Raw genomic sequence first — 15,305 nt, forward strand, 5'->3', positions numbered from 1 at the left:
ATGGCACGCATCCGCAGCATATCGGGCGACACGAGTGTCCTCCTCGCTGCGGGCTGGTCGCTGACGACATGCGAGGCCGATGCCGCCGCGGTGCCAGGCGATCTGCCGGCCGATTGCGCCTGGCTGCCGGCCGAAGTCCCCGGCACGGTCGAGAGCGCCTTCCGTGCGGCCGGAGGACAGGCCCCCGACGGCAGGTCGCTGCACGACCTGGATGTCTGGTACCGGATCGTGTTCGAAGCGCGCGGCGCCTGCACGTTCCGCTTTCACGGACTTGCGACCCATGCCGAGATATTCCTCGACGGGCAGCCGGTGTTGGCCAGCAATTCCATGTTCCTCGCGCACGATCTGGATTTTGCGGGCACGGGCCGCCAAGAACTGGCGATCCGTTTCCGCGCGCTGAATGCGTCTCTCGCTGAAGCCAAGGGCCCGCGCGCGCGCTGGCGGCCGATGATGATCCAGCCCGGGACGCTGCGTCTCGCCCGAACCACGCCGCTCGGCCACATGCCCGGCTGGACGCCGCCGGTCGCGATCGTCGGCCCGTGGCAGCCGGTGGAGCTCATCCATCGCGGCGCGCCGTTCCGCGTGCGCTCAACCCGGTTGGTGGCGGGCCTGCACGACGATCTCGGCGTCCTGGACGCGAGCATCACGCTGGATGGTACGGTCACGGAACCGGTCGAACTGCTTTGCGCCGGCCACGCTCATGCATTGCACCGCTCGGACGAGGCGAGCTGGTCGGGCCGCCTGACCATGGACGGCATCGCGCCGTGGTGGCCATACACCCATGGTGAACCGGCGCTGCACGATGTGGCGATCCGCGTCGGCAGCACCGTCGTCGGCCTCGGCCGGGTGGGCTTCCGTGCGCTCGCGGTTGACCACGGCGCCGATGGCAAGGGCTTCGCGCTTGTCGTCAACAAGGAACGCATCTTCTGCCGCGGCGCGTCGTGGATGCCGGCCGATCCAGCCGCTCCCGCAGCCCGGGATCCGCGTCATCTGCTGACGCTCGCCCGCGACGCCGGCATGAACATGATCCGCCTGTCTGGCACGATGACGCCGGAATCGGACGCTTTCCACGATCTTTGCGACGAGTTCGGCATCCTCGTCTGGCATGACCTGCCGTTCGCCAATTTCGATTATCCAGCCGCCGATCCGGCCTTTGCGGCGCTGGTCGAGGCGGAAGTGCGCCAGTTGCTCGACCGACGGCAGGGAGCGCCTTCGCTCGCCGTCATCTGCGGCGGCAGCGAGATCGCCCAGCAGGCGACCATGCTCGGCCTGACGCCGCAGCAGGCCGCGATGCCGCTGTTCGAGGAGACCTTTTCCGCCATCACGGCCGAATCCGTGCCGCAGGCGGCCTATGTCCCGCACACGCCCTGGGGCGGCGCCCTGCCCTTCACCACGGATGAAGGCGTCACGCACTATTTCGGCGTCGGCGCCTATCGCCGGCCGCTGGAGGATGCACGCCGCGCCGAGGTGCGCTTCGCCAGCGAGTGCCTCGCCTTCGCCAACGTGCCCTCGCCCGCAGCGCTCCGTCGCGATGACCTGAACAACCCCGCATCGGTGGGATGGAAGCGCGGCGTTCCCCGCGACGCCGGCGCAGACTGGGATTTCGAGGACGTGCGGGACCATTACGTCCGCGCGCTCTACGGCGTCGACCCCGAAGCCCTGCGAAGCGCTGACCCCGCCCGTTATCTTGCTCTCGGCCGCGCCGCGCCGGCGGAACTCATGGAAGCGGTCTTCGCCGAGTGGCGCCGCGCAGGTTCGCCCTGCGGCGGCGGCCTCGTCTGGTTCCTCAACGACCTCATGCCCGGCGCGGGCTGGGGCGTTCTCGATCACGCAGCCATGCCGAAATCGACCTATCACGCCCTGAAGCGGGCCTTTCGCCCTGTGCACCTCGGCCTCACAGACGAGGGGCTGAACGGTCTCGGCATCCACCTCACCAACGAGACCGCCGAATCCCGCCGGTTGGTCCTGTCGCTCGCGAGCTACGGCGAGGGGCCGCACCCGCTCGCCAAAACCGCAACGGAAATGACCCTGACGCCCGGCTCCGCGACGAGCACGACCAGTCACGCTCTTCTTGGCCGCTTCTTCGATATCGCCAACGCCTACCGCTTCGGCCCACGCGCTCATGAGGTGACACTCGCGCGCCTGGCGGATGCCGAGACAGGCGCGCTGGTTGCCGAGGCCGCACACGTGCTGCCCGGTTGCGCCGCCGAGCCGCGCGATATCGGCCTTGCCGTCCAGACCGGCGGAACACCGGACGCCCCGATTCTGACGATCACCTCGGAGCGTCTGGCCCGGTTCGTCACGATCGACGACGAGCGGCTCTGCCCGGACGACGAGGGTTTCTGCCTTGCGCCGGGAGAGTCCCGTCTCGTGCCGCTGCGCGGCGCGCCCGGTCCTGCGCCCCGTGGTGCGGTTGCCGCCCTGAACAGCCACCCGGTCGCCTACGGGGTCGCCGCATGATCCCGGTCACGTTCGACGGCATGCTCGGCAAGCTGTATCTGCCGTCAGGTCCCGCCTCCGGGCTCGGGGTCGTTGTGGTGCCGCCCCACGGGCTGGAGGCGCTGGCGGCCACCAAGAGCCTGCGCATCCTCGCGGATGGGCTCGCAGCCGCTGGTCACGCCGTGCTGCGTTATGATCTGCCGGGAACCGCCGACTCGCTCGGCGGCGATGGTGATCCGGACCGCGTGCCTGTCTGGACGGCGAGCGTCGCGACCGCTGCCGGGATGCTGCGCGAATGCGCCGGCACCGGCGGGACTATCGTTCTCGGCCTGCGATTCGGCGCGCTGATCGGAACGCTCGGCTCTGAGGCGATCCCAGACCTCGCCGGCCTCGTCCTGCTCGATCCGGTCGTCCGCGGCCGTCTGTACGCCCGCGAACTCGCCATCACCGCCCGGGCGGTCGCCGAGGGCGCACGGCTTGACCCGGATGCGACCTCGACGCCGGAGGGCCTTCTGGTCGGCGGCCATCTGACCACGCCGGAAACGCTCAAGGCCATCGGCGGCCTCGACCTCGGCAAGATTCCGGCCCCTGCGGCTCCGGTCATGATCCTGCACCGCAAGGGCGCGGCCGATGCAGCCGCGCTCGCCTCTGTTTGGGCCACGCAGACCATCGTCACGGCGGCAGAAGCGACCGGATTCGACGGCATCTCCATCAGTCCCACCATGGCGACCACGCCGCACGAGGCTTTCGGGACGGCGATCGACTGGACCGAGACGCTGCCTCGCCGCGCCCTGACCACGCCGGGCGCGATCGGCGCTGCGAGCCTGTCCGGCCCGGAATTCGTCGAAAATGCGATCACCTTCGGCGAGGGCGGCCGATTGTTCGGCGTGTTCTGTGATCCGGTCGATCCCGATCCGGCGAAGCCGGCCGTCCTGATCGTCAATGCCGGCCGCAATCCGCATGTGGGCTGGGCCCGATCCGGCGTCGATCTTGCCCGACGGCTGGCGGCGGATGGCGTCGCATCCCTGCGCATCGACCTCGCGGGCATCGGCGACGGCGTCGACCGCCCGGGTGCCCCCGACGCCGTCGAAAGCGTGCTCTATCACCCCGCGACGGAGCTCGATACCGCCGCCGCCATCGACCTTCTCGCCGCGCACAGGCCCGGTCCTATCGTGCTTTCGGGCGCGTGCAGCGGCGCCTATCTCGCCTTCCATAGCGCCGCGCGCGATCCGCGCATCGCCGGGCTCGTCCTCGTCAACATCCAGCGCTTCGTCTGGCGCAAGGGCGAGACGGTCGCAGAGGCCATCGCCTCGGCCTATCCTCTTGCTTCCAGCTATGTCGCCAAGGTGTGGAGCGCGCGCTCCTGGCGGCGCGTGCTGACCGGCGAGCGCAAGCTCTGGCCGCTCGTGCGCGAGTTCGCCCGCCGCGCGACAAGCCGGCTGCGCGCGGTCGTGCCGTCGAGCGAGACCCGACGCGCCCGCGCGATGATGTCCCGCCTTCAGGCGCGCGGCGTACGCGTCGAACTGTTCTTCAGCGCGGATGATCCCGGCCTCGGCGACCTCGCGCTCCATTTCGGAGCAGGCGGACGCCGCCTCGCCAACGATCCGCGCATCGTCATGACGCTGGTTGCCAGTTCCGATCACGACCTGACGCCGCCGGCCGCAAGGCAGGCGCTGTTCGAGCGCGTTCTGGCAGCAACACGCGCGGTCCAGAGTTCGGCCGGAAAACAGGTCGCTCACGGCACAACTTCTGCTTGAGCTTAGGCGAACATGCGGTAGGCGTCCCACTCTGGGACGTTTCGCGAAGTCGTCGAGTATGTCTGATGACGCTGAAGGATCTTGAAGTTCCGGTCGGTTCCATCGCCTGGCGCAGCCGCGGGGGCTACGCCTGGTCGCGTTTCGGCCTGATGACCGCCACAGCCCTCCTCGACTGGATCGTGGTCGCCGGCTGCTCGTATGTTGTCTCGCTGCTCTACACCCGCCTGACCGCCGGCGAATTCTGGACCGCACAGCCGCAGGCCGACCTCGCGCTGCTGCTCGCGAGCCTTTTCGTTCTCCTCAGCGCGCTGAAGGGCCAGTATCAGGTCGCCAATTATGTCGGCGCGCGCCGCACCTTCGGCACCACGCTGACGCTGTGGGCGGCGACCTTCGTCACGCTGATGGCCTTCGCCTTCGCGACCAAATCCACCGACGTCTTCTCCCGCGTCGCCGTGGTCGCGACCTTCTTTGCCGGTCTGCCCGCCGTGCTGCTGGTTCGCGGCGGCGCCGGCCGGCTGATGACGCTCGGCTCGAAGATCGGGGTCATCCCGGCGCGCCGGGTCATGCTGGTCGGCCGAGAGAACGACGTCACCTCGTTCGCGTTGCGTTACCAGCCCTGGAACGCGGGCATGCACGTCGCCGGAACCGGCCTCCTGACGCCCGGCGAGACCGAACCCAGCCGGGGCGATATCGCCCGCATCGTCGCGCAAGCGCGCGAGATGCAGCTCGACGACGTCATGATCATCGTGCCCTGGTCGGAGGTCGGCACGATCGACATGCTGATCGAGGCCTTCATGCGCATGCCGGTAACCGTCCATCTCGGCCCGGAGCGCATCTTCGATCGTTTCGAGCACATTCACATCGCCAAGGCAGGCGGCATTGCCAGCCTTCAGCTCGGCCGGCCGCCGCTCTCCGCCGGCGAGATCATGGTCAAGCGCGCCCTCGACATCGCGCTCGGCTCGTTCGCGCTGTTCCTGTTCACGCCGGTCCTGCTGCTGGTCGGCCTCGCCATCAAACTCGACAGCCCTGGCCCGGTCCTGTTCCGCCAGCGGCGCCTCGGCTTCAATCAGCGCGCCTTCCAGATCGTCAAGTTCCGGACCATGACGGTCCAGGACGACGGCGACGTGATCCGGCAGGCGACCCGCAACGACCAGCGCATCACCCGCGTCGGCCGTTTCCTCCGCCGCTGGAACCTCGACGAACTGCCGCAACTGCTCAACGTGCTCGCCGGCCAGATGTCTCTGGTGGGCCCGCGTCCGCATGCCATCGCCCACGACCGCCAGTTCGACGACCGGATCAGCCTCTATGCCCGCCGCCACAATGTGAAGCCCGGCATCACCGGCTGGGCGCAGGTGCATGGGTTGCGCGGCGAAACCGACACCGAGGCGAAGATGCAGGCCCGCGTCGAGCACGACCTCTACTACATCGACAACTGGTCGATCATGCTCGACATCGAGATCCTGTTCCGCACCGTCTTCTCGCGGAAGGCCTACGACAACGCCTTCTGATCGATACATCGAGCACAACGACAAAAGCCCGGCGCAAGCGCCGGGCTTTTTGTTTGCCGGCTTTCTCGGGCCTACCGGGCGATGATGCGCTCGACGGCCTCGCGAGCGTCCTGCCACGCCGCCGCGACATCGACGCCACCCAGCGGTTGCCTGGCATCACGCGCAGCGACAATCGCATCGGCCAGCGCGGCTGGCGTCGCGTCGTACTGGGCGAGCACCAGCGACCCGTCCGCAATCAGCCGCTGATAGGTCGGATGATGATCGAAGGCCCCCGGCTTTTCCGGCGCATTGACGATGACCGGCCGTCCCGTCATTGCGCAGGCAAGGACGCTTCCACGTCGCGCCGTCAGCCCCTCCGTGAACGAGTAGAGGAACAGGTCGCAGGTATCGAGGATACCGAAAACCTCGGCATCGGTCGCGACATAGCCGGTGACCATCATCCGGTCGACGAGACCGAGTTCCGCCGCGCGCGCCCGGAACTGCTCCTCCACCCGGTCCTGCCCTTTCACAAAGGAGCCGACGAAGGCGCAGAACACATCGAGGCCCCGGCTGCGGAGCGCCGCGGCCACTTCCAGCACCGCCGTCGACTGCTTCTTCGGATAGATCGAGCCGAAATGACCAATCACCAACCGACCTGCCGCCTTCTCCGCCGCAACCCGCGCCGAGTGCGCCGTCGCCGTCGTGACCGCAGGCCGCGACAGGTTCGGCGGGATCGGCACGATGCCACGCATCCCGGTTGCGAGACGGCTCGCCGGGCTGGCGGCAAACTGCGCGGCGACCTCGGGTGACGAGAACAGGATCGCCGTCGCGAGCGGCAGCAGCGGCGCGTAGCTGGCGCGGCGCTTCCAGTCGAGATCGTCCCATTCGTGCAGGACGACGACCACGTCCGCGCAGCGCCGCCGGGCGACGGCAGCAGCGAGCGCGGGTTCGATCAACCTCTTCTTCCAGGCGACGACGGGTAGATTGAGAATCAATGCCTGGGCGCCCTCCAATGCCCGTGCGAGGCGGCTGGCGCTGGTGTCGAGCACATGGGTTCGCGCACCAGCGGTTTCGGCCAGGCGGCGTGCGAACGCCTCGACACCGCAGGGCGTCGCACTGTCCGATACCAGAACGAGCATGGATGTGGACGAAGCTGCCGCGTTCATGCCGCCTGCCCTGTCGACCGAAAGGTCATCAGCCCTTGTCCTTGGCGCGGTAGGGCTGCTGCTCGATGCCGGCCGCCGCCATCAGGCGACCGAACGAAACGGCGAGAGGATGCATGGCAACCAGCGGGTTGCGCGTCGCAGCGAGCTGGCCGACTGCGCGGAATAGCGCCAACGGCACGATCGCGACATCCTTGGAGAGGACCTTCAGCCGGCCGGCAAGGCCGTCCGTCTGCTTGACCTCGACCGCCCGATTGATCGAGCCGATCCTGAGACCGCGCTTCAGAACCCAGCCGAAGCGCGCCCGCTCTCCCGGCACCGTTTCGCTGATCAGCGCTTCCTGCACCCAGTGGGAGCGCAGCCCCGCCCGCTTCGCGCGTGTGAAGAAGTCGAGGTCGCCGCCACCGAGGAAATTGAAGCGCGGGTCGAGCGCGGGTTGGCCGAGGCGCTCAAAGACACGGCGACGGATCAGGCAATTGCCCGTGCCGTAGATCATCGGAACCGGCCCGGTACTGTCGTGGCTCGGCCAGAAGACAGGATGCCGGCGGAGCAGGCCGGGCGCGTCCTCGCGGAAGCGCGGCACTACAGGCCCGCCGACGATATCGGCGCCACTCGCCTCGGCGCCGGCCACCATGGCGTCGAGCCAGCCCGCCGACGCGATCTCGTCATCGTCGATCATCAGGAGATGCTCGGCATTCGGGAAATGCGCGAGGGCAGCGGCGAAACCGGCATTGATCGCATGGACGTTGCCCTGTCGCGGCTCCACCAGCGCAACCCCCGCGAGGGTTCCGGGCGTGAGCCACGAGGCGGCAACGCCGAACCCTTCGCGGCCGACCGCATCGTTCTCGACCACCAGCACGGCGAAGCGGACCGCCGTCCGCTGGGCCGCCAGCGATGCGAGCGTCTCGGCCAGCATGGCCGGCCGGCGGAACGTCGGCACGACCGCCACGGCCCGAACCGCGGCCGCGTCGAGACCGGGGCTGGCGACCGCACCCGGCGGCATGGCAACCGTCCGGTCGGTCCTCATCGGGGACATCTGCATCGTGGCAATCTCATTCTGGCGCAGCATGGGTCGCGCTCCGCTGCTCGATCAAGGGGCTCTGGCACGCGGGAGCAAGTCTCCTGCCGCGTGCCATGTGTCGTGACGCCGCCGCTGGCCCACGCCTTGCGAGGCCGGCGCAGGTCGGCTCGAATGATCCCGCAGCGGGACATCCGCGCCCGGACGCGAGAGGCGAAACCGCATCATGCAGGCGGACCACGAGACCCGAATGCAGCGAAGGCCCATTCCTCCAGCCGCCGCGCTGTCGCCGTTCGATGACGGCGACGATGCGACTTTCCGGCGCCTGTCCGACCGTATCGTTCACACGATCGCGCGGCGCGTCCCGTTCCGCACGGCAACAATCAACCTCGAACGCCCGATCGTCTCCTTCAGTTTCGATGATTTTCCCGCTTCGGCTCACGAGACCGGCGCCCGCATCCTCGGGGATCATGGTGCCCAAGGCACTTTCTATGCGGCGAGCGGCCTCATCGGCCAGAAGCGCGCCCTGTGGACCATCGCCGGAGCGGATGCGATCCGCGACCTCCACCATCACGGGCATGAGATCGGGCTTCACACGCAAAGCCACCGGCCGTCATTTCTGATGAGCCGTCGGCAGTTCGGCGCCGACCTCGCGGCCAATCGCGCGGCCCTGCGGCGCATCCTGCCGAACCTCGCGAACGAGACCTTCGCCTATCCGTTCGGCCTGTCCACGCTGTCGCAGAAGCGGGCTCTGAGCCGCCTCGCGCGCGCCAGCAGGTCCGTTCAGCGCGGGCTCAATGTCGGCACGGTCGATCTCGACTTCATCCGCGCCTACGAACTGACGGATCGCGGGCTCTCGCTCGATGAGCTGACGCACATTCTAGACGATGCGGCCGCCCGCAACGGCTGGCTCGTGTTCCTCACGCACGACATCGCCGACCGGCCGACCCGCTTCGGCGCATCGCCCGCGCTTCTGACCGCGGCCCTGCTGGGCGCCGCACGACGCGGCATGGACGTGCTGCCGATCCGCGACGCGCTGACCCGCATCGGCGTGTCCTGAAACGCCACTGCAACCGCTGGCCCCGTCCTTGCGCGGTAGGAACGGAGAACAATCTCCGTGTATCAATCCGGGACGGACGTCCCCGCACCGGATTGCGAGTCGAGGGGTCTGCCCCATGTACGAAGACGGTCGCACCAGTCCCGTTCCCGCGCGCCCCGCCGAGCCGAGGTCCGCTGCCACTGCCTCGCCGAACATCATCGCCGAGGTTGCCCGCCGCTGGATTCTGATCGCCGTCCTCGGGCTCGTTGGCTCCGGTATGGCCTACATGGCGTCCCGGATGATCGCGCCGCGCTTCATGTCGACGGCCCAGATCTTCGTCGATCCGCGTGGCCTGCAAGTCTTCGACAACGAGCTGACGCCGCGCCAGCAGGACTCCAACACGGCCATCAATTTCGTCGAGAGCCAGGCGCGCATCGTCACCTCGCAGAGTGTGCTCGCGCGCGTCATCGACGGCGAGCGGCTGACCGAGGATCCCGAATTCAACGGCCAGGGCGGCGCGTCGTGGGCGGCCAACCTGCTCGGCTCGCTCGGCTTGCGCCGCGGCGGCGAGGAGAGCCTCCAGGCCCGCGAGCGCCTCGCGCTGAACGCGCTCTATGACCGCGTCATCGTGCGCCGGCCGGAGCGCACCTTCGTCATCGAGGTGACCGTGCGCGCGGGCGATCCCGACAAGGCGGCGCGCCTCGCCAATGCGGTGGCCCACGCCTATATCGACAGCCAGACCGAGGCCCGCTCGGAGACGGCCCGCCGCGCGACGCAGGCGCTGACCAACCGCCTCGACGAATTGCGCTCCCGCGTTCGCACCGCCGAGGAGCGCGCCGAGGACTTCCGCCGCCGCAATGGTCTCGTCGGCACCCGCACGCAGCTCGTTTCCGAACAGCAGCTGACTGATGCGAACACCCAGCTCGCACAGGCGCAGGCGCGCGCGGGCGAAGCCCTCGCCCGCAACGAGCAGATCCAGCGCGCGCTCCGCTCGAACGGGGCAGCCAGCGCCCTGCCCGAGGCTGTCATCTCGCCGACCATTGCCGCGCTGCGCGGCCAGCAGGCGGAAGCGCGCCGGCGGCTTGCCGACGCCTCCACCGAATACGGCCCGCGTCACCCGACAGTGCGGAACGCGCAGGCGCAGGTTTCCGACCTCGATCGCGCCATCACCGAGGAACTCGCCCGCATCGCCCAATCCGCCCGCGCCGACCTTGACCGCGCGCGCGCCGCCGAGACGAGCCAGCGGCGGGCCGTCGACCAGCTGATCACGCAGGCCTCCGACGCCGGCCAGGCCTTCGTGCAATTGCGCGAGCTGCAACGTGAGGTCGACGTCAACCGTAACCTGCTGAATGCCTTCCTTGCCCGCTCGCGCGAGACCAGCGAGCTTGAGCGCCTCGACACCAACAATGCCCGGATCATCACGGTGGCCCAGCCGCCGCGCGACCGCGTGTTTCCGCCCCGTGGCGTGGTTCTGGCGATGGCCGGTTTCATCGGCGGCGCCGGCCTCGGCGTCGGCATCGCGCTGCTCCTTGCCCTGCTGAAAGCCGGGTTCGGCGTGACGCCCGCCGGATCGTCTTTCGTGCGGCACCAGCCGCCGGTCGCGCGGCTCGTCTGACCATGACCGGAACGCTTGCCATGGCCGATGCGCTGATAACCCCGCCGGAGCATGATACCGCCCTGCCGACCGTCACGGTCGGCGGCCTGCCCATCGCCGTGCTCGACCGCGCGGCGGCGGCGGACTGGATGATCCGCGTCGCGCGCACGCGCCCGCGCGGGCAGCGTCCGCTCTATCTGACCTCGGCCAATGGCGAGGTGATCGCCAGGGCGGCCGCCGATTCCGCCTTCGCCGGGCAGATTCTCTCTGCTGACCAGATCGTCGCCGACGGCCAGCCGCTGGTCGTCGCATCGCGGCTGCGCTGCCGCATGCCACTGCCCGAGCGCGTCGCAACCACCGATCTGTTCCACGATGTCGCCGAGCGCGCCATCGCCAGCGGCACCACCTTCTACATGCTGGGCGCAACCCGGGAAGAGAATGCACGGGCGGTCGCCAATGTCCGCCTCCGCTATCCCGGCCTCGCCATTGCCGGCGCGTGCCACGGCTTTCTCAAGGACGCGGCCCTCGATGCGAAGCTCGCGGAGATCAATGCCTTGAAGCCGGATATCCTCTGGCTCGCGATGGGCGTGCCGCACGAGCAGAATTTCGTTGCGCGTCATGCGGCGAAACTGCCGAATGTCGGCATGATCAAGACATCCGGCGGCCTGTTCAACTTCCTGTCCGGCACCAACAGCCGCGCCCCCGAATGGATGCAGCGGGCATCGCTCGAATGGGCCTATCGGGTCTGGCTCGAACCGCGCCGCCTGTTCTGGCGCTACGCCGTGACCAATCCGAAAGCGCTCTACCTGATGGCGACGCGGTCCGCCTGAGGAACATGGCTCCGATGGACATGCCCCCGCTTCCCATCCGGCCTCCGTTCGCGGTTCCGCGGACCGACATCGTCCGGCCGGCTCCAGTCATGCTGCCGGCCGGCGTCCGGCGCGAGCCGACGCGGCCCCTGGCGCACCGCGAGGATGATTTCAACGCGAAATTCGACGCCGAGACGCTGTTCTACGACGCATTCCGGGGCGCTGACGGCCGCATCGCTCTGCTCGGCCCGCCCTTCCTCAACCTCAAGCCGGCCCTCGAATCCATGGCGATCACGGCACGCCCGTCGGGTGCCGCCTGCCGCTTCGCGCTGCGCGAATGGGACCGCCACGGCCAGGTTCTGGTCGATGCACCGGACGACACGACCCATCTCTCCCTCGAAACCTCGTTCGGACGCCTCGACATCGCCGTCGGGCCGAGCGAGGTCGATCTGTTCTTCGGCCGGCGGGTGCTGTTCACGCTGTCGAAGAACAACCGGCTGAGCTGGATTCAGGATTGGATCCGCTTCGCGCGCGACGCCCATGGCGCCGACGCCGTGCTGTTCTACGACAACGGCTCGACGCGCTATTCGACCGAGGAACTGGCGGAGGCCATCGATGCGGTCGGCGGCATAGCCGTGGCACGGGTCGTCTCCTGGCCGTTCAAATACGGTCCGCAGGGTCTCGACGCCAGGCGTTTCTGGGATTCCGACTATTGCCAGCACGGCGCATGGGAACATGCCCGCCGCCGCTTCCTCGAGGCGGCTGCCAGCGCCCAGAACGCCGATGTCGACGAAATGGTGGTCTCGCCCGATGGCCGCAGCGTCTTCGAGGCAGCCGAGAACGACCGGTTCGGCATCGTGCGCTATCGCGGCCGCTGGGTCGTCGGCATCGGCGAGCCTGCGCAGGCTCCGCCTGAGGACGTGCGCCATACCGATTTCAACACGGTCCAAAGGGCGCAGATGCACCGCCGCTTCGGCATTCTGCCGCGCGATGCCCTCGCCTGCCCGCCGAAATGGACGCTTGTGCCGTCCCGCTGCCCGGACAATGCCCAGTGGCGCGTCCACACGGTGGACCGCTGGCCGGCGGCGCTGAGGACGAGCGAAGCCTTCGGCTATCGCCACTTCCGCGAGATCAACGACAACTGGAAATACGCCCGCACGCGCGCCGAGCGCTTCGACCCGGCGGTGCATGAGGCCGACGATCTCCTGAAGGCGCATTTCGCCCGGATCGACTGGTCAGTCTGAGCAGTGCAGGCCGGCGCTGCGCGCCGCGCCTCAATCCTCTCATCGCAGTATCAGGACGGGCCCGCGCTCCAGCCCATGCGGCGCATCAGGATGCCCCGTATGCCGGCAATGTCGAGCGCGAAGGTCGCCGCTCCATAGACCAGCACGCCGACACTGACCGACGCGGCGAGGCTGACGAAACTGTCGGTCGGGTCGCTCCATTCGATCAGGGCGGTCGGCACAGCCATGACGAGGACGGCGGCGGCGACCTTCAGCGCCGGGCGCCAGAACAGTGGCAGCGGATGGGCGCGCTGGGACAGCATGTAGCCGGCGACGACCCCCGCAAACTCCGCGATGACCAGCGACCAGGCCGCGCCTTTGAGCCCGAAGGGCCGCACCAGCAGCGCCATGGCCACGACGTTGACGACGAGGATCACCGTGCCATGGGCGACCATCAGTGACGGCTTCTTGGCGAGATGAAAGCTCACCTGCACGAATTGCTGGGAAATGGTCTGGAACAGCCAGGCAAAAACCAGGATCGGAATAAGCACGGCTGCCGTGTCGCGGAATTCCGGGCCGAGGATCAGCGCCGCGAAATGCGGGGCGACGATGGCGAGCCCGACAACCGCGGGCATGACCACCGCCAGCAGCAATTCGCCGCTGCGGGTCAGGTGCTCGTCGGCAGCCGCCGCGCCCTCCTCGGCGAGCGAACGGATGGCGAGCGGCACGACGGCGGAAGCCACCGACAGGGCCGGGAACAGGATGATCTGACGGACGAGATCGGCCGCCGCGCCATAGACGCCTGCCGCCGCATCGCCGAGCAGCCATGCGACCAGCAGCCGGTCGAGCGCCGCGTGTAGCGCGAAGACGCCGCCCGACAGGGCCATGGGAATGCCGAAGCCGAGCATGATGTTGAAGGTCGCCCGGTCGAAGGGCTTTCGCGGCCCCTTCCAGACAACTGGCGAAAACAGGAGAGCCGAGACGACGTAGCCGGCGACCACGCCGGCGACGAGACCGAGCCCGCCGAAGCCGGCCTGCACCAGCGCATAGGATACCGCGATGGCCGAAAAGGCGCGGACCACGGTGGCGCGCATATAAGCGGTGGCATCGAGCCGCGCGCGCAGGATCTCCTGCCCCAGTTCGAACAGCCCCAGAGCCGCTGCCAGCACGACGGCGGCAAGCCCCCGGTCAAACGAAATGCCGAGCGCCAGCGTGGTCACGGCCAGCACCACGGGCATGGTCAGAACCGACGCCAGATAGGCTGCAAGCGCGGTCAGCCGGATATCGGCCGCCTCCCCCTCGGATTCGAACCGCAGCACGGAAAGTCGCACCCACGTGAACAGCAGCGCCGAGATGACGCCGGCAATGCTCAGGGCAATGACGTAGAAACCGTATTCCGCCGGCGTCAGCAGGCGGGTGAACAGGATGACCGACAGAAAACCCAGCGCGGCGGACGTACCGTGCGCGACCATGTAGGTGGAGGTCTGGCGAATGAGCATCAGCGGCCGCCCCTGGCGAAATGCTCGATCACCTGCATCAGAGGCTTCGGGCGGTAGTTCTCGTCGAGCGGCAGCGGCCGGTTCCGTAATCCGTCAGTGCGCTTGAAATAGATCGGAACCCAGGTGTGCCGGTCGGTGATACCCCAGGTGAGGATGGCGGCCGGCCGCTTCGCCGACGCGATGGCATCGAGAAAGTCATAGGCGCGCGAGGCGACGAGGATGTCGCGAACCTCCGGCGGGCCGGGCAGCTTGTCGTCGATGACGTCGAGCTCGGTGACAAGCACGTCGAGGCCCATGGCGCGGCACTCGGTCACGAAGGCCGAGACGCCCTCCTTGTCGATGGCGAGATCGCCGCGCAGATGGCCCTGCAGGCCGATGGCGTGAAGCGGCACGTTGCGCAGCTTCAGGTCGCGGATCAGGCGCAGGAAGGCCTCGCGCTTGCGCCGGAAGCGCGGCCCGACGAACTCGATGTCGTATTCGTTCATGACCAGCTGCGCGCCGGGATCGACGCGCGCCGCTGTCCGCAGCGCCATGACGATATGCGCCTCGCCGAGGCGCTGCTGCCAGATCGACGAGCGGATGTCGGAGCGGCTGGCGGGGTCGTCGGGGATCGGCTCGTTGACGATGTCCCAGCTCTTGATGCGGCCCTTGTAGCGGGTCATCACCCGCTCGATATGGCCGGTCAGCTCGCGCTCCGCCTCGGCGGCCGAACCGATGGTCTTGGTCCAGTCGGGCATGGCGCCGTACCAGACGAGCGTGTGGCCGCGCAGCTCCATGCCGTAGCGGGTGGCGAAGTCGATCTGCCGGTCAGGCCCGTCAAAAACGAACTGTTCGCGCGTCGGGCGGATGTCGAACCATTTGAGCCCGCCCTCCCCGACAATCTGCCGGCAATGCCGGACGAGGGCCGCGCGGTAGTCCGGCTCGTTTGCCAGCGGGTCATCGCGAACGGCCGCACCGAACGGCACGACCCAGTCGGCCGATAGCGGGCGCGGCTGCGCTTCGGCGCGGGACAGGAGCATTGTGCCAAGCGGGGACGCGACGCCGCCGGCAAGGCCGACGGCGGCGGTCAGGGCAGCGGCAAGCGTTTCGCGACGGGACGGCATAGGCACCTCGCCCTTGATGTCGCAAGAGCTATACCGCGATGCGGGAGGCGCAAAGAGGGCGGAACGCCGCGCAAGCAATCTGCGCCGCGCCATATCGACGGATCGCGGCCGATCGCATTACAAGTGCATGACATGCCGGCAGGATCGGCAATGGCATCGGATTCTCGAGAGGAC

11 protein-coding genes are annotated in these 15,305 nt (G+C 68.6%); 7 read left to right on the top strand and 4 right to left on the bottom strand.

The genetic code is table 11. From position 1 onward, the window contains the following. The 3 genes from JNK84_RS11490 (at position 1) to JNK84_RS11500 (ending at position 5,704) form a co-directional block, all read left to right on the top strand. Positions 1–2,460, top strand: coding sequence for a glycosyl hydrolase 2 galactose-binding domain-containing protein (locus tag JNK84_RS11490; RefSeq protein ID WP_293424169.1), 2,460 nt, complete (start codon positions 1–3; stop codon positions 2,458–2,460). Continuing rightward, on the top strand, positions 2,457–4,196 hold the full coding sequence (locus JNK84_RS11495) for a hypothetical protein (protein ID WP_293424171.1): 1,740 nt from the start codon (positions 2,457–2,459) through the stop codon (positions 4,194–4,196). The genes JNK84_RS11490 and JNK84_RS11495 overlap by 4 nt, the downstream gene beginning before the upstream one ends. 65 nt (positions 4,197–4,261) lie before the next feature. Next, entirely contained in the window at positions 4,262–5,704 is a 1,443-nt protein-coding gene (locus tag JNK84_RS11500; protein WP_293424173.1) for an undecaprenyl-phosphate glucose phosphotransferase, read from the top strand. A gap of 71 nt (positions 5,705–5,775) precedes the next feature. Here the strand turns inward: JNK84_RS11500 and JNK84_RS11505 are convergent, their stop codons facing one another. Next, positions 5,776–6,849, bottom strand: coding sequence for a glycosyltransferase (locus JNK84_RS11505; RefSeq protein WP_293424175.1), 1,074 nt, complete (start codon positions 6,847–6,849; stop codon positions 5,776–5,778). 28 nt (positions 6,850–6,877) lie between these two features. Then, positions 6,878–7,882: a glycosyltransferase family 2 protein gene (locus JNK84_RS11510; RefSeq protein WP_441343241.1), complete on the bottom strand. Its 1,005-nt coding sequence runs from the start codon at positions 7,880–7,882 to the stop codon at positions 6,878–6,880. A 232-nt stretch (positions 7,883–8,114) separates the two neighbouring features. Between JNK84_RS11510 and JNK84_RS11515 the strand changes: the two genes are divergently transcribed. The 4 genes from JNK84_RS11515 (at position 8,115) to JNK84_RS11530 (ending at position 12,550) form a co-directional block, all read left to right on the top strand. After that, positions 8,115–8,924 (top strand): polysaccharide deacetylase family protein, encoded by an 810-nt coding sequence (locus JNK84_RS11515; RefSeq protein WP_293424179.1) that lies wholly within the window; start codon positions 8,115–8,117, stop codon positions 8,922–8,924. Positions 8,925–9,039: 115 nt separating this feature from the next. Then, the gene (locus JNK84_RS11520) at positions 9,040–10,518 is read left to right on the top strand and encodes a GumC family protein (protein ID WP_293424181.1); all 1,479 of its coding nucleotides are present in this window, start codon (positions 9,040–9,042) and stop codon (positions 10,516–10,518) included. Positions 10,519–10,520: 2 nt separating this feature from the next. Then, a complete protein-coding gene (locus JNK84_RS11525) occupies positions 10,521–11,327 on the top strand; it encodes a WecB/TagA/CpsF family glycosyltransferase (RefSeq protein WP_293424183.1) in 807 nt (268 codons plus the stop codon). 89 nt (positions 11,328–11,416) lie between these two features. Next, entirely contained in the window at positions 11,417–12,550 is a 1,134-nt protein-coding gene (locus tag JNK84_RS11530) for a hypothetical protein (protein ID WP_293424185.1), read from the top strand. Positions 12,551–12,600: 50 nt separating this feature from the next. On the opposite strand, the gene JNK84_RS11535 is transcribed toward JNK84_RS11530, so the two are convergent. Together JNK84_RS11535 and JNK84_RS11540 are read right to left on the bottom strand one after the other, a co-directional pair. Beyond that, positions 12,601–14,028: a lipopolysaccharide biosynthesis protein gene (locus JNK84_RS11535; protein WP_293424187.1), complete on the bottom strand. Its 1,428-nt coding sequence runs from the start codon at positions 14,026–14,028 to the stop codon at positions 12,601–12,603. Continuing rightward, positions 14,028–15,131: an endo-1,4-beta-xylanase gene (locus JNK84_RS11540; RefSeq protein WP_293424189.1), complete on the bottom strand. Its 1,104-nt coding sequence runs from the start codon at positions 15,129–15,131 to the stop codon at positions 14,028–14,030. Before JNK84_RS11540 ends, JNK84_RS11535 begins: the two co-directional genes overlap by 1 nt. Between the last annotated feature and the right edge of the window lie 174 nt (positions 15,132–15,305).

Origin of the sequence: Phreatobacter sp. (genome assembly GCF_016793595.1) — a bacterium.
In the GTDB taxonomy this organism is placed as follows: Bacteria; Pseudomonadota; Alphaproteobacteria; order Rhizobiales; family Phreatobacteraceae; genus Phreatobacter.

Bases quoted from the DNA above. Each gene is read 5' to 3' on its own strand.
- JNK84_RS11490 (WP_293424169.1), top strand. From the start codon at position 1: ATGGCACGCATCCGCAGCATATCGGGCGACACGAGTGTCCTCCTCGCT.
- JNK84_RS11495 (WP_293424171.1), top strand. From the start codon at position 2,457: ATGATCCCGGTCACGTTCGACGGCATGCTCGGCAAGCTGTATCTGCCG.
- JNK84_RS11500 (WP_293424173.1), top strand. From the start codon at position 4,262: ATGACGCTGAAGGATCTTGAAGTTCCGGTCGGTTCCATCGCCTGGCGC.
- JNK84_RS11505 (WP_293424175.1), bottom strand. From the start codon at position 6,849: ATGAACGCGGCAGCTTCGTCCACATCCATGCTCGTTCTGGTATCGGAC.
- JNK84_RS11510 (WP_441343241.1), bottom strand. From the start codon at position 7,882: ATGTCCCCGATGAGGACCGACCGGACGGTTGCCATGCCGCCGGGTGCG.
- JNK84_RS11515 (WP_293424179.1), top strand. From the start codon at position 8,115: ATGCAGCGAAGGCCCATTCCTCCAGCCGCCGCGCTGTCGCCGTTCGAT.
- JNK84_RS11520 (WP_293424181.1), top strand. From the start codon at position 9,040: ATGTACGAAGACGGTCGCACCAGTCCCGTTCCCGCGCGCCCCGCCGAG.
- JNK84_RS11525 (WP_293424183.1), top strand. From the start codon at position 10,521: ATGACCGGAACGCTTGCCATGGCCGATGCGCTGATAACCCCGCCGGAG.
- JNK84_RS11530 (WP_293424185.1), top strand. From the start codon at position 11,417: ATGCTGCCGGCCGGCGTCCGGCGCGAGCCGACGCGGCCCCTGGCGCAC.
- JNK84_RS11535 (WP_293424187.1), bottom strand. From the start codon at position 14,028: ATGCTCATTCGCCAGACCTCCACCTACATGGTCGCGCACGGTACGTCC.
- JNK84_RS11540 (WP_293424189.1), bottom strand. From the start codon at position 15,131: ATGCCGTCCCGTCGCGAAACGCTTGCCGCTGCCCTGACCGCCGCCGTC.